This is a genomic window from Limnospira sp. PMC 289.06, assembly GCF_032350395.1.
In the GTDB taxonomy this organism is placed as follows: Bacteria; Cyanobacteriota; Cyanobacteriia; order Cyanobacteriales; family Microcoleaceae; genus Limnospira; species Limnospira platensis.
In genome coordinates this window covers 1-13,942 of record NZ_JARPLC010000049.1, presented here as the reverse complement: position 1 = coordinate 13,942, position 13,942 = coordinate 1, and the positions used below count along the sequence as shown (strand labels likewise).

The window sequence follows — 13,942 nt, the reverse complement described above, 5'->3', positions numbered from 1 at the left end:
CCAGAAAGGCGATCGCTTTTGAAGTTGTATTGCTCTTGATTAAATTTGCGGCAATATGCCAGTATTTGCTATGATTATAGATAGGTGATCTAGCGATATAATCGAGTGATTTTAGGGTCGATCGCCACACCATTCGTTGGCAGCGATCGCCTCTGCCATTTGGCTGGGATAAATTAGATCAAGGTTTTCCATTAAGGTAATAAATTCTTCTCTACTGCGTTGACTTAATCGAGGATTACACCTTTTTTCTTCACCAATGGTAGAAACCGTGCGACCCTGATAATCATGGGCAGGATAGACCCAAATATCATCCGATAGGGTAAATAACTTTTGTGTCACAGTATCATAAAGAGTTCCGGCATCTCCTGATTGTAGGTCAGTGCGTCCACAACCACGAATAAATAAAGCATCTCCGGTTAACAGATAACGATGGTTAATTAAATAAGCTAGATGACTATTAGTATGACCAGGAGTAGCGATCGCCTGAATATTTACACTTCCCAAATTGACAATATCACCATCATCTAACTGTCGATTTGCACCTTTGATTTGGTCATTTTTAGGAACTAAAATTTGACAACCTGTTAGCTTTTTCAATTGACCAGCACCAGTAATATGGTCAGCATGGAGATGAGTTTCTAAACAGTAACAAAGATTTAATCCCCAATCATTTATTAATTGTAAATCACGGTCTATTTTTGCCAACACTGTATCTACTAAAACGGCTTGTTTAGTCTCCAGGTCAGCAATTAAATAAGTATAAGTGTTTGACTGTTGATCAAATAACTGACGAAATAATAAATTTAATGCACTGCTATTGTTATGATTATATGTAGATAAAGGCGCTACAGGACGCACCCATAAAGGTAGATCATTTAATATAGTTGTTGCTAATAATTTTGCTTGTTCCCGGATTTCTCTGATAGCTGTAGTTTCCCATAGATCACCTTTCCGGGGAGGCCCAAGGGTATAAAGTAAACTAGAGCCTTGACCCTGGGCATCTAATATCGCCCCATTAGGTAAAGTATATAGTCCCAAACCCAAAGGGTTAGGACAGATTAATCCTTGGGTTCTTAAATTAGCAATTAAAGACTGTGTTGAGGTTCGATAATCTACTTGTATTCCCGTACAATTAATAAACTTTTTAACCTGTATATTTGAATGATAATTATCCTTATAAATATTTACAAGTATCCCACTATCTATTTCTGCACAATGGCTAATTCTTCCAGATTTAATAATGAGTTTTTTTGTGAGAATTAAATCTTCGATAATTTCGCAAATTTCTGAAGCCAATCGATGGCGATGAATATCCCAGTAACGGTTGACATGACGCAGAAATCTTTTCTGTTCAACGGCGGATAATTCTTGCCACAATTCTTGAGTTACAGGACGAAGCGAATCAATGACAGACTGCCAATTATAACCCAATTGTGTGGCTGTTTTAATCTCCGCACGAATAGACTTTAATAAGCCCCTAATCGTTTTGGGTGCTGTATTTTTGGTTAAAAAAGCTGGGTAGGGTTGGCTAGGCTGATGAGACAAAGGCATTAAACCATGACGAGAAACGGCATAAATTTTACCCTGGTGATGGCGATCGCGCAAAGACATCACCATATCCACCATTGTTAATCCTGTACCAATTAATAATACAGAATCATCAACCTCTAGCCCGGTTAAGGCATCCTTTGACCAAGCATTGTGTATATAGGATGGTTGTAGTGAAATATTGGTGGCATCAGGCTGAAACTTACCTAACGAAAGAGGAGGAGGACTTGCCCCATTACCAATCGCTAAAACTATTTTATCAGCGGCAAAATTATCTTGATTTTTGAGGCAAACAATTGCCCCCCTATTTTGAGGCTGTATCCCGACAACTTCATCAATGATCCGTTCGAGTTTGACATAAGTTGGGGCGGTGGCTTCGGCTTCTTGTAAAATCGACTGAATATATAGTCCATAAACTAGACGAGGAATAAAAAGACTCGGATCTGGTTCATTGGGCAGCCAATTTTTTAGGGTATGATAATTAAACTTGAGCCAACGGAGTAGATGACTTGAATCATCAGGAAAAGCACTCATTCCTGCTGCCGGAACATTGAGTAAATGACTATTGCTTGTGGTACTATACGCAACTCCTTTGCCAATATCGTTAGAATCTATTAGCTTTATTGTCAGAGGTCTTTGAGTATTTTTTAACAAGTGGACAGCCACCATTGTTCCACTAAATCCCGCGCCGACAATAGCCACGGTAAGAGAAGCATCTGAAATCATCCTGACCCCCCTGTTTAAAGCAAATTATTGTCTGATATCAACGCCGTGCGATCGGTTATAAAAACAATCCTATTTCGTTAAGATGGATTCCCGCTTTCGCGAGAATGACAGCGCTGTGTGGAGCGTCAAAAAATCCACGGACTTGATATAATTTAAGCAGCTTCAAAAAAAACCGGAGAAAAGAAACCAGGTTTCTATCAAAAAAATTGACTAATCAAGAAACCTGGGATCTTTGCTAATTAGCCTAATTGTTTTTGTCGGATTCGTTCCAAAGCATGAACCAGCGCATCTACCTCAGATTTAGTATTATAAAAAGCCAAGGACGGACGCACAGTTGCCTCTAAACCAAACCGTCGCAAAATTGGTTGGGCGCAATGATGACCCGCACGCACGGCGATGCCTTCTTGGTTAAGTGCTTGTCCTACAGCTTCGGCAGAGAAACCATCCAAAACAAAGGAAAGGACAGCAGCTTTTTCTGGGGCAGTACCAATTAAATGCAGACCGGGAATAGTATTTAAACCCGTGGTCGCATATTCGAGCAATTCATGCTCATAACGGGCAATATTTGCTAAACCAATCTGTTGAACATAATCAAGGGCTGTGGCTAATCCCACCGCATCAGCAATATTTCCCGTCCCCGCTTCAAATCGGGCTGGACTATTTTGATAAACAGTGCGCTCGAAAGTGACATCAACAATCATATTGCCGCCACCCTGCCAGGGGGGACTGGCGTTTAATAGGTCTTCTTGACCATAAACCACCCCAATGCCAGTGGGTCCGAAGATTTTATGACCGGAAAAAACAAACCAGTCGCAACCGAGTTGTTGCACATCAACAGGAATATGAGACACGGACTGAGCGCCATCTAATAACACTTTGGCACCAACTTGGTGAGCCAGGGCAATCATTTTTGCCGCCGGAGTAATGGTTCCCAAAGCATTAGAAACTTGGGAAAAAGCTACCAATTTTGTCCGAGGATTGAGCAGTTGTTGATACTCTTCCAACAAAATTTGTCCGCGATCGTCTACGGGGGCAATCCGCAACTTTGCTCCGGTCCGAGTTGCTAACTGTTGCCAAGGCACAATATTAGCATGGTGTTCTAAATGAGTTAGAACAATCTCATCCCCAGCTTTGATGTTTTGTTCTCCCCAACTTTTCGCCACTAAGTTTATGGCTTCTGTGGTTCCTCGTACAAAGATGATTTCGTTGACGGAGGAGGCATTGATAAAATGACGAACTGTCTCTCTGGCGGCTTCGTAGGCATCTGTTGACCGGGCTGCTAATTCATGGGCGGCGCGGTGAATGTTGGAGTTTTCATGGGAGTAATAATGAACTAGGCGATCGATTACGGCTTGAGGTTTTTGAGTGGTTGCGGCATTATCAAACCAGATCAGGGGTTTACCGTTGACTTTCTCTTGCAAAATGGGAAAATCACGGCGGATGGTTTCGACATCGAAAATATCATGTTTTGTCACCGCCGCCAGAGGCACAAAAAATGGGTCAATCGGTGAATTTTGCCTGTAATTCTGTGGGGAATAATCCTCAACAGTTTTAGGGATGCTCTGATCTGGTTGTTGTCTTTCCACCCCTTGACTTAAATGTTCTAAAAAATAGAAGTTGGGGGTGACAGTTGGGATAGATGGTGTGGGAACCGATGCTAAGGATAGATTCGGAACTGTAGGAGTTGCGGGAGTCGCGATCGCCTGGGGAATTTCTTTGGGAATATGGGATGCACCGGCTCCTACTTCCGCTACGGAATGGGGGGGGTGGGGCAGATCAACACCGGGATCGCTAAAATAGAATTGCGGCTCCCCAACAGGTAAGTGAGGTGTGGATACTGGCAGTGATTTCCCATCGAGATTTTGTTGATGAATATTGGAGCCCGGACTACTAATATCCTGAGCCGATTGAGGGATATTTAGGGAGTCGGGTAATGGCACATCAATGCCGCTGCGCTTCACTTCTTGAATAAAAGCATTCGCCAGTTGATCGAAGGTGTCCGCTTTAAATAAGGGGTTGATGCCATCTCCCCCCAAATCAGTGACAGAGGGACTAGGGTTGGGTTTCGCCTGCCCTTCTGTCAGGGAATTTTCCGGGTAAAGTTTGGGGGTAGTCATTAGTAGGTGTGATACTGGTTGACATCAACGTTCTGAAGAACGGCAGCCGCATCGTCGGTCAGGACGGCTAAAGAGCAGTACAGGGAGACGAGATAAGAGGCGATCGCTTTGCGGCTAATTCCCATAAAGCGCACGGAAAGTCCGGGTCCCTGTTGACCGGGTAAATTCGGTTGATACAAGCCAACTACCCCTTGACGACTGTCGCCGACCCGCAGCAGTAAAATATTGGTTTTGCCCTCATTATTCACCGCGAGTTTATCGGAAGGAATTAAGGGCACTCCGCGCCAGGTGATGAATTGAGAACCAAATAAAGAAACGGTAGCAGGGGGAACGCCACGGCGGGTGGCTTCGCGACCAAAGGCAGCGATCGCTTTAGGATGAGCCAGGAAAAAGGCGGGTTCTTTCCAAACTTTCGCCAATAACTCATCAAGATCATCTGGAGTAGGAGCCAGACCTCGGGGCTGTACTTTTTGACTGTCAACAATGTTATTGAGCAACCCGTATTCAGGATTATTAATCAGTTCACTTTCTTGACGTTCTTTCAAAATTTCAATCGTCAAGCGCAACTGTTCATGGATCTGATCGTGGGGACTGCTATAAAGGTCAGAAACACGAGTGTGAACATCGATAACCGTATTAACAGCGCTGAGAAAATATTCTCGCGGCTGTTCTTGATAATCCACAAAGGTTTCAGGTAATTCTCGCTCATCTCGTTCTGAGCAAGCCACTTCGACTTGAGAAGGATTTTTGACTTTGTTGAGACGATATATCCCGGCTTCAACAGGTGTCCAGTGCAGCAGACGCACAAACCAACGGGGACTAATTGTGTCTAATTGAGGAACGGTTTTTGTGGCATTAGCCAACTGACGCGCTGCAACATCATTAACGGCTAATTGCAGTTCAGGGTTATTGGTGCTAGTCATCGATTGTAACTCCGATTTATTCAAGGAATGAGGTTAAAATCTATCGCTAAAATCACTGTCGCTTATTTTCCATAAACTGGGTTTCTACTGTCTGCAGTGATTTATCAGCGGGTTGATAGGCGGGGATATCTTATTCCCTCTTTATAGCTATATGATCTGGCTGGGAATTAGAGAGGCAAGTTAAATGCCTGCCCCTGCATCAAAAATTTCCTCCCGTACTTGAGCTTGGGAGACAAAAGCTCCGGCTGGTACACTACGGGTTAGCCAAACATTGCCGCCTATGGTTGATCCTTGACCTATAGTGACTCGGCCGAGAATTGTTGCCCCGGAATAAATCACTACATCGTCTTCGATAATTGGATGACGGGGATTGCCTTTAATTAAACTGCCAGATTCGTCGCGAGGAAAACTTTTTGCCCCTAAAGTAACGGCTTGATAAATCCTGACGCGATCGCCAATTACAGTGGTTTCACCAATTACTACTCCTGTACCGTGATCGATAAAGAAACTATTGCCAATAGTAGCCCCAGGATGAATATCTATTCCCGTTTCTGAATGACCAATTTCCGCAATAATTCTAGCTAATAAAGGTGAGTCAATACGATACAGTGCATGAGCAATTCGATGATAGGTAATTGCCGTAATTCCCGGATAGCAAAACAGCACCTCGTCTAAATTCTTGGCGGATGGATCGCCATCATAAGCGGCACAAACATCACTTTCTAGCAGGTTTTTTATTTCAGGTAGTTGTTCGGCAAAAGCCTGCACTATTGACCTAGCTTTTTCCCGAATTTTAGATTCTTCTACCTGATTTTCTGAAGCAATCAACGACTGCTCTCGTTGGATTTGATGTTCGAGTAATTGCAGAGATTCATTAAGGGTATGACCTATAAAATAATGGGTAGAAGTTTCTCGGAGATCGGGATTGCCAAAGTGGAAAGGAAATAAAGCCCCCCTGAGTTTATCCACCATCTTAAATAAGATTTTACGGGATGGCAAGGGAACATAATTTCGCTCTTGTGAACAACTCCTAAAAGCCTGCTTGCGAGGCTGGGATAAAGCTGTAATCACTGACTCAATATCCCATGTTTGCTAACGGGGCTATAAGTTAGGGAAATATAGCTATCATTGGTCATGGTTTATTGTCAGCTAATACCGGGGCAAATATTAGGAAATTTAAGGCAAAATTAAACAGCTAAACCTTGCTCGTTAAATACTCCTTGGAAAAGAATAGAACTGAGATAACGTTCACCAGAGTCTGGCAAAATAACCACAATAGTTTTGTCCTGATTCTCTGGTCTATGGGCTAGTCTGACTGCCACTGCTGTCGCTCCTCCGCAGGAAATACCTGATAAAATTCCTTCTTCTTTAGCTAACCGTTGAGCGTAGAAAATTGCTTCTTCATTGGTGACAGTTTCTACGGCATCAACTATTGATAAATCCAGCACTTCTGGGACAAAGCCTGCACCAATGCCCTGGATTTTATGGGGGCCTGATTTTACTGGATCTCCGGCAATGGTTTGGGATATAACTGGGCTGGCTTCCGGTTCTACTGCCACTGATAATATGGCTTTACCTTGAGTGTGTTTAATATATCGGGATACTCCGGTAATTGTTCCGCCTGTACCCACTCCTGAAACCAGAATATCGATCGCTCCTTCGGTTTCTTCCCAGATTTCTGGCCCAGTGGTCTGCTCATGGATCCGGGGATTTGCTGGGTTACGAAACTGTTGCAATAAAACATAGCGATCGGGATTAGAAGCTGCAATTTCCTCAGCTTTTGCTACTGCGCCCACCATGCCTTTTGAGCCTTCGGTTAAAATTAGATTTGCTCCATAAGCCCGCAGCAATTTCCGTCGTTCCAAACTCATCGTTTCAGGCATGGTTAAGGTGAGGGGAATGCCTTTGGCAGCAGCGACAAAGGCTAAGGCAATTCCTGTATTACCACTGGTGGGTTCAACTATTTCTTTACCGGATCCTAATAAGCCTCGTTGTTCTGCATCCCAAATCATCGCCGCACCAATACGGCATTTAACCGAATAGGCTGGATTACGACCTTCAATTTTAGCCAGAACAGTCGCGCTACTATCACCAACTACGCGATTTAAACGGACTAGGGGAGTCCTACCGATGGCGAGACTGTTATCTAAAAACCATTTCACCATATTCAATACTCCTAGTTATATATTTCGGGACTGATGTTGTGCCCGGTCTAATAGGGCGACAACTTGCTTGTCAATCTGTAAATCTAATATACATGAATTTCAAAACATTTGCAATACATTTTTGAATTTTTTTAAATTTTGCGAGCGATCGCTTGTGTAACTACTAGATTCTTTGCTATCAAAGGGTTTCAGCTACTCGCTGCCGAGGGGAGTCAACTTCTGCTCAGGAAAAAATCTCCCTCTCCGAGAATTGGGAGGGGAGGTAGTATCAAAAACTCTTCTTCTTGAAATACAGTGCTTAGATCAAATCTTCAACCCAACTTGAGGTTATACCCATCAAATTTGATAGTACCAAGTGCTGTACTCATCGTTGAGGATAATTCTACTAGAATTTCTATAAATTAATCCTTCCGATTCAAATTGTTTGAGTAAACGAGTAATTGTGACTCGAGTCAATCCGCATAATTCGGCTAAATCTTGATGTGTCAACCTCACATCAATTAAATATCCCTCACTGGTACGATTACCAAAACGCTGAGATAACCAGTTGAGAACATTCAGCAAAATAAACCAAGCGCTGTGATTGGCACGAGCCATCAGTAACGTCTCGGTATTTTGCCAGTAGTTGAAAATTAATTCAGAGGAAGGTTGCCAAGAACTTGTGGGAATTGCTATCACTTTAACTGGGGTTAATGCTTCTATAATATAGGGTGAAGTTCGCGATAAAGGTTTACCCACAATATCATCAACTAACCAAATTCCGGTGCAGACAACTGTATTGTCTTCTGTATAAGCTATACTTCGGACAACTCCTTTTTTAATTAACCAAAAAAACTGACTTTCTTCAGGTAGAAAATCTCGCCGATTAAAAGACCTACTAGCAGCATTTTGTGGAATTTGGCTGATTTCTTGTTGGCTAATTCGGTGTGTTAAATCGCTCATGTTGATGGTCTATCAAGAGATAATGAAAATAATTCTGGGCTATTGAGATTCATCCTAAATATCAGTGATATTTAAGATTCCATAAACTAGGATTATCGCTAGTACCAATAAAGCGGAGCTGAAAACCACAATCCACCCTCCGGTTGGTTCATAGGTTTGACCATCAATTTTTTGTCGTACTAAAAAGTATTGATGTGTAGACATCACGATAGTTAATATTCCTAAACATAAGGACCCTAAACTTAGGAACAAAATCTGATTATTTTTAGCAGAAATATCTGGGATAAGATAACATAGACGAGCTATCAGAAGTCCAATGCCGACTAATCCTAGAGAGGTTCGCACCCAAGCTAGATAGGTGCGCTCATTGGCGAGATGATCCCGGACTCGAGAAGAATTTAAGACCGGGCTTTTTATCTCCTGAGAATGATGAGTTGATTGACGACTAACTAACAGCTTGAAGTGCTTCATCAAAGGCAACAACTTTATCTGAGAAAATGTAGACTTTTTTCTGGATATCCACACCTAGAATATCCCATTCATCCCGGGTTAATTGAGCATTAATCTGAGTGCCATCCCTTAAAGATAAGGCTACCTGTACATCCCATCCTTTATAGACTATCCGTTGAATTACTGCGGGGATAGTTTTATGATTAGCTATATTACTAATGCGGATATCGTGAGGGCGGATAAACACAGGAGAAGGACTATTAAGGCTGTTTTCCGGGAGCATATTAACGGGACCAATGAAACCCATGACAAAGGGAGTTGAAGGGCGATCGTAAATCTCTTGGGGAGTGCCGACCTGTTCAATCATACCCTTATTCATGACTACAATTTCGTCGGCAATTTCCATGGCTTCTTCGCGGTCATGGGTGACAATTAAGGTGGTGACATGAACTTCATCATGGAGGCGGCGCAACCAAGACCTTAAATCTTGCCGCACATTGGCATCTAAAGCGCCAAAGGGTTCATCTAATAATAACACTTTGGGTTCGACTGCTAAAGCGCGGGCGAGGGCTATGCGCTGGCGCTGTCCGCCGGATAGTTGCACGGGATAGCGATCGCCTAATCCTTCTAATTTAATTAAATCTAATAATTGGGCAACTCGCTGGCGAATATAAGACTTAGGACGGCGGGCAATTTCCATCGGAAAAGCGATATTTTGGCGCACGGTCATGTGTTTAAATAGGGCATAATGTTGAAACACAAACCCCACTTGTCTATCTTGAACCTGGGCATTAGTTACATCACCATTTTCTAAATAAATCCGCCCATAGTCTGGCTTTTCCAATCCAGCGATCGCTCTAAGTAAAGTCGATTTACCGGAACCAGACGGCCCCAATAGAGCCACCAGCGACCCGGTTTTAACTGTTAAATTGATGTTGTCTAAAGCTACAAAATTGCCAAAGCATTTTACCAGGTTTTCTACTTGAATAGTCATGGCTAAAATTCCGTTAATAATTGACAGTTGATAATTTGACCTTAACGCAGAGGCCACCAAGATACCTTGTCACGGGTGGCGCTGTAGATTTCTTTGAGTCCTTCGGGGTCACAAACCCGGATGGTGTCGTTAGAGGAATCGTCATTTTGAGGGGGTAGTAAAAGCCCTTGTTTACGCATTCCTTTTAAGACCTGTTCAACGGTGCGGTGGTTAAGTTGGGCGGCGTGAGCGATGATATCAATGGGTAGGTCAAAAACATAAATATCATCGGCTTGGGGTTGATTCAAAAGCGATCGCTCTTGGTAGATGAGTCCCCTTAATAATGCAGCCACCGCTTGGGGGGGATGGGTACTACAGTTAAGTAGGTGATATTGGAATTTTTCCCGCAGTTCAAATAAATAATCGTAGCGATCGCGGAATATCTCATTCTCAGCGTGGAGGGTTTTAATAATGTCTAGGTCAATCTCGATCGCATCAGTGGTTTTGTAAGCCTCCACCAAACTCGGAAAAGACCGCGACACTCGCCCATAGCCTAAAGCCAGATTTCGCATTCCAAAACAACTACCCGGATAGGTGATAGCAATGATTCGGTCTAAAGGTGAACTCCGCAGGATTACCGGACCACCACTGCTGACCACATAAAGAGATGCGATCGACGTATCAGGACGGAAGGCCGTATACACCGAACGACCCGAGTACAGCTTTTGGGGTGTGACTTCTCCCGTGGAGAGTACCTCCGACAGTTCAGCCACATCCAAACCCCGAAACAGATAGTTGTTTTGACTTAGTTCCTCCGCAATCTCCTGGATTGCCCCTGGTTCTGCTGGCTTGGCCATTGCCACTTAATTGTTCTCCACTTTTATAATACACCACCTGTATTTATTTTGCAAGCGTATCGCAAAACATTTATATTTCAGTTACACTTGACATATAATTAAAATGTGCTACGATTGCAATCAAAGCCCAATCAGACTCCCATCTGGGAACCTCAGATTTAAAAAAGATGTAGCCATGAAAGCCAACTTCCCCAGCCGATATCTCAATTCCAAGCCTTGGCGACAGCGCCTTTCCCTGTTTATCGTGGGAATTAGCGCCAGTGGGGTGATTGCTGCCTGTGGCACAACAGGGGATACAGCCCGAGATTCCGTAGATCTGACCCTAGTCTCCTACGCCGTCACCCAAGCCGCCTACGAACAAATCATTCCCCAATTCGCCGAGGAGTGGAAAGCCCAACATGGTCAAGATGTCCGTATTCGCCAAAGCTATGGCGGTTCCGGTTCCCAAGCTAGGGCCGTGATTGATGGTTTAGAGGCTGATATCGTAGCCCTCGCCTTAGCCCTGGATACCCAAGCCATTCAGGAAGCAGGACTAATTGAACCGGGATGGGAAAATGAAGCGCCCAATAATGCGATCATCCACCGTTCCGTCGCGGCCATTATTACCCGCCCTGGGAACCCCAAAAATATCCAAGACTGGCAAGACCTAGCCCGCGATGATATTCAAACCATCACCGCCAACCCCAAAACCTCTGGGGGGGCTCGTTGGAATTTCCTTGTCCTGTGGGGAGCCAAAACCGAAACCGGTCAAACCGAAGCCCAAGCCCTCGACTTTGTGCAACAGGTTTTTAGAAACGTTCCCGTATTACCAAGAAATGCCCGGGAAGCTACCGAAGTTTTCTATCGACAAGGACAAGGGGATGCCTTAATTAACTATGAAAATGAAGTGCTACTGGCTCAACAGCAAGGTCAAACTTTGCCCTATGTAATTCCCCAGACTAATATTTCTATTGATAATCCCATTGCCGTTGTTGATGCCACTGTAGACAGACGCGGAACCCGCGAAGTGGCGGAAGCCTTTGTGCAGTTTCTATATACTCCCCAAGCCCAAAGGGCATTTGCTCAGGCTGGTTTTCGTCCCGTAGACCCCACAATTGAGGCGGAATTTAGCGATCGCTTTATTCCTATCACCAATCTATTTACAGTAGAAGACTTGGGGGGATGGGATGCCGTCCAAAACCAATTTTTTGCTGACGGTGCTATGTTCGATGAAATCCAAGCCCAAATCGGTCGCTAGTTCAAATTCTCACAGCTTATAATCAGGTTGCCCAGCCATTTTAATTGTTCTCCAACTTCCTTTAATTGGCGCAACCATCATGCTCACAACCTTATCAATATCTCTATCATCATTCACCCGGTTTTTACCAAAAATTCCCTGGTATTGGTGGGGAATAGGTGGTTATCTCAGCATCATGCTGTTACTGCCCATTCTTGCCCTAATTTCATTTACCGCCAATCTTACTTGGGCAGAAATATGGCGAATTACTACCCATCCCGTCGCTTTATCTGCCTACCGAGTTACATTTTTTACGGCTATTTATGCCACCTCTATTAATGGTATAGCCGGAGTCGCAGTCGCCTGGGTTTTAGTGCGCTATCGTTTCCCCGGAAAGGAAATAATTGATGGTGCCATAGATTTACCTTTTGCGCTACCCACAGCCGTTGCGGGACTCACCCTTGCTACCGTATACGCTGAAAATGGATGGATAGGAAGTTTATTAGCTCCCCTGGGTATTAAAATTGCTTTTACCCGTCTAGGGGTCGGTTTAGCTATGGTGTTTATTTCTCTTCCTTTTGTCGTGCGAACTGTCCAACCCGTGCTTCAGGAATTGGAACCCGAACTCGAAGAAGTCGCTTGGTGCATGGGTGCTTCCCGTTGGCAAACCTTTCGCCGAGTTATATTACCTCCCTTAATTCCTGCTATTTTAACCGGGGTCGCTTTGGGATTTTCTCGCGCTGTCGGAGAGTATGGTTCCATTGTTATTATTGCTGGTAATATCCCTTTTCAAGATTTGATTGCTCCCGTGCTGATTTTCCAACGTCTCGAACAGTTTGACTATGCCGGTGCTGCCGTTATTGGTACCGTTATGTTACTGGTTTCTTTAGCCTCCTTATTAATCATCAACTGTCTGCAAAGTTGGGGTAATCGCATTAACCAAAGACCGTAAACTTGCGGGCAACTATTTTTTTAATAAGGATGATATATGAAACCCCAAAATATCGGATATTTGCATCCCAAAAAATTAATCCAACCCGCCCAAAACTCTCAAACCCAGGTGAGCAATTTTGAGGTGGCTTTAGTCCTCGCTGTCATTCTGTTTGTCGGGTTAGTCTTATTTGTACCTGCTGCTAATATTTTTGTCGGTGCATTTAGAAACGGCTGGAGTGGTTTTGCCCGTGCTGTGACCTCACCGGAATTTCTGCACGCTGCCAAATTAAGCGTCATGATTGATGCTATTGTAGTACCAGTTAGTGTGATATTTGGAATTGTGACCGCTTTGGCGATCGCTCGTCATCAATTCCCCGGAAGAACACTATTATTAAGTATCATAGACCTCCCCTTTTCCATTTCCCCCGTAGTAGTCGGATTAATGCTAGTATTACTCTACGGACGACAGGGTTGGTTTGGTGCAGCCTTAGAGTCTGCTAATATCAGAATATTATTTGCCTTCCCCGGTATGGTTTTAGCCAGCGCTTTTGTCTGTATGCCTTTTGTCGCGCGGGAAGTTCTCCCAGCCTTAGAAGAAATTGGCACAGAACAAGAAGAAGCCGCTAAAACTATGGGAGCCAATGATTGGCAAACCTTCTGGCGGGTGACTTTACCTTCTATTCGCTGGAGTTTATTATATGGCATTCTTCTCACTAATGCCAGGTCTATGGGAGAGTTTGGCGCGGTGGCCGTAGTTTCGGGAAATATTATCGGCAAAACTCAGACTTTGCCCCTATTTGTCGAGGAAATGCACGTTCAATATCAGACTACTGCATCCTATTCTGCCGCCGTAGTTTTGGGAAGTTTGTCCTTTGTAACTTTGGTATTCAAAAAACTGTTGGAGGCGAAAAAGACCAAGTGAGGAAATTCTAGGTGCGATCGCTTGGTTTCGGGGGCGGGTTGATCAGGTTAACTGGTGACAAGTCTAATTAACTCCAGAACCCGCCCCTACAGGAACCCACCTCACTGGTTTCGGGGGCGGGTTGATCAGCTTGACTGCTGCTAAGTCTAATTAACTCCAGAACCCGCCCC

The 13,942-nt window shown here is 44.0% G+C and carries 12 protein-coding genes; 3 read left to right on the top strand and 9 right to left on the bottom strand.

Annotated features, from left to right (window positions below; all coding sequences use genetic code 11):
* Positions 1-111 precede the first annotated feature (111 nt).
* The 9 genes from P5674_RS12235 to P5674_RS12195 all read right to left on the bottom strand — a co-directional run bounded on the left by P5674_RS12235 (position 112) and on the right by P5674_RS12195 (position 10,701).
* On the bottom strand, positions 112-2,274 hold the full coding sequence (locus P5674_RS12235) for an FAD/NAD(P)-binding protein (protein WP_006619905.1): 2,163 nt from the start codon (positions 2,272-2,274) through the stop codon (positions 112-114).
* 239 nt (positions 2,275-2,513) lie between these two features.
* Positions 2,514-4,391 carry a family 2A encapsulin nanocompartment cargo protein cysteine desulfurase gene (locus P5674_RS12230; protein WP_315670017.1) on the bottom strand — a complete coding sequence of 626 codons (1,878 nt, stop codon included), beginning with the start codon at positions 4,389-4,391 and terminating at the stop codon, positions 2,514-2,516.
* Complete coding sequence (locus P5674_RS12225) at positions 4,391-5,314, bottom strand: family 2A encapsulin nanocompartment shell protein (protein WP_006670576.1); 924 nt, start codon at positions 5,312-5,314, stop codon at positions 4,391-4,393. Before P5674_RS12225 ends, P5674_RS12230 begins: the two co-directional genes overlap by 1 nt.
* Positions 5,315-5,494: 180 nt before the next feature.
* Positions 5,495-6,286, bottom strand: coding sequence for a serine O-acetyltransferase EpsC (gene epsC, locus P5674_RS12220; protein ID WP_315639653.1), 792 nt, complete (start codon positions 6,284-6,286; stop codon positions 5,495-5,497).
* 215 nt (positions 6,287-6,501) lie between these two features.
* Positions 6,502-7,479 carry a cysteine synthase A gene (gene cysK / locus P5674_RS12215; protein ID WP_006670577.1) on the bottom strand — a complete coding sequence of 326 codons (978 nt, stop codon included), beginning with the start codon at positions 7,477-7,479 and terminating at the stop codon, positions 6,502-6,504.
* A 336-nt stretch (positions 7,480-7,815) separates the two neighbouring features.
* Positions 7,816-8,421, bottom strand: coding sequence for a Crp/Fnr family transcriptional regulator (locus tag P5674_RS12210; RefSeq protein ID WP_006625600.1), 606 nt, complete (start codon positions 8,419-8,421; stop codon positions 7,816-7,818).
* A gap of 54 nt (positions 8,422-8,475) precedes the next feature.
* A complete protein-coding gene (locus P5674_RS12205) occupies positions 8,476-8,892 on the bottom strand; it encodes a YidH family protein (protein ID WP_006670578.1) in 417 nt (138 codons plus the stop codon).
* A complete protein-coding gene (locus tag P5674_RS12200; protein ID WP_006619898.1) occupies positions 8,867-9,865 on the bottom strand; it encodes a sulfate/molybdate ABC transporter ATP-binding protein in 999 nt (332 codons plus the stop codon). Before P5674_RS12200 ends, P5674_RS12205 begins: the two co-directional genes overlap by 26 nt.
* A 41-nt stretch (positions 9,866-9,906) precedes the next feature.
* The gene (locus P5674_RS12195; protein WP_006625597.1) at positions 9,907-10,701 is read right to left on the bottom strand and encodes a Crp/Fnr family transcriptional regulator; all 795 of its coding nucleotides are present in this window, start codon (positions 10,699-10,701) and stop codon (positions 9,907-9,909) included.
* Between the two features lie 175 nt (positions 10,702-10,876).
* Between P5674_RS12195 and P5674_RS12190 the strand changes: the two genes are divergently transcribed.
* The 3 genes from P5674_RS12190 to cysW all read left to right on the top strand — a co-directional run bounded on the left by P5674_RS12190 (position 10,877) and on the right by cysW (position 13,772).
* Positions 10,877-11,938 carry a sulfate ABC transporter substrate-binding protein gene (locus P5674_RS12190; RefSeq protein ID WP_006670579.1) on the top strand — a complete coding sequence of 354 codons (1,062 nt, stop codon included), beginning with the start codon at positions 10,877-10,879 and terminating at the stop codon, positions 11,936-11,938.
* A gap of 79 nt (positions 11,939-12,017) precedes the next feature.
* The gene (cysT, locus tag P5674_RS12185; RefSeq protein ID WP_006625595.1) at positions 12,018-12,869 is read left to right on the top strand and encodes a sulfate ABC transporter permease subunit CysT; all 852 of its coding nucleotides are present in this window, start codon (positions 12,018-12,020) and stop codon (positions 12,867-12,869) included.
* Positions 12,870-12,905: 36 nt separating this feature from the next.
* Entirely contained in the window at positions 12,906-13,772 is an 867-nt protein-coding gene (gene cysW, locus P5674_RS12180; protein ID WP_046319671.1) for a sulfate ABC transporter permease subunit CysW, read from the top strand.
* The last annotated feature ends 170 nt before the right edge of the window (positions 13,773-13,942 follow it).